This window comes from Dryocola clanedunensis (assembly GCF_038405435.1).
GTDB lineage: Bacteria > Pseudomonadota > Gammaproteobacteria > Enterobacterales > Enterobacteriaceae > Dryocola > Dryocola clanedunensis_A.
The window spans coordinates 341-691 of record NZ_JBBYHZ010000088.1 but is presented as its reverse complement, the minus strand read 5'-3'; the positions used below and the strand labels follow the sequence as shown (position 1 = coordinate 691).

The window sequence follows — 351 nt, the reverse complement described above, 5'->3', positions numbered from 1 at the left end:
GCGCTGCGGCCCAGGTCGGTGTAGTGCAGCACTGCGGCATGCTCGTTGAGACCGATGATGTTGCCGTACGGCAGCTCATTGGCGTCCTGGCCGACCGCCCGGCAGTAGGCCATGTGGATCTCGAATTCGCTGGCGCCGGCGCGGAAGGCCGCCTCGGCGGCACGGTGACCGCGCACGCCCAGTCGCTGCGCTTGGCGCATCAAGGCGATTTCATAGGGGGTCTTGTAGCCGCGCTGCCAGTCCAGGTAATCGATGACCGGCGCCGGGTTGTTCGGCACGAACGCGCCCAGCGCGCTCTGCGGCTCGCCGAGAATCGCGCAGCGGGCCGCGTCCTTGGGCAGCAGTGCCAGC

1 protein-coding gene is annotated in these 351 nt (G+C 68.9%); it reads right to left on the bottom strand.

Translation table 11 applies throughout. The features are described 5' to 3' along the window. A partial coding sequence (locus tag AAE045_RS23545) for a M24 family metallopeptidase (protein ID WP_455549730.1) occupies nucleotides 1-351 on the bottom strand: 351 nt, incomplete at both ends.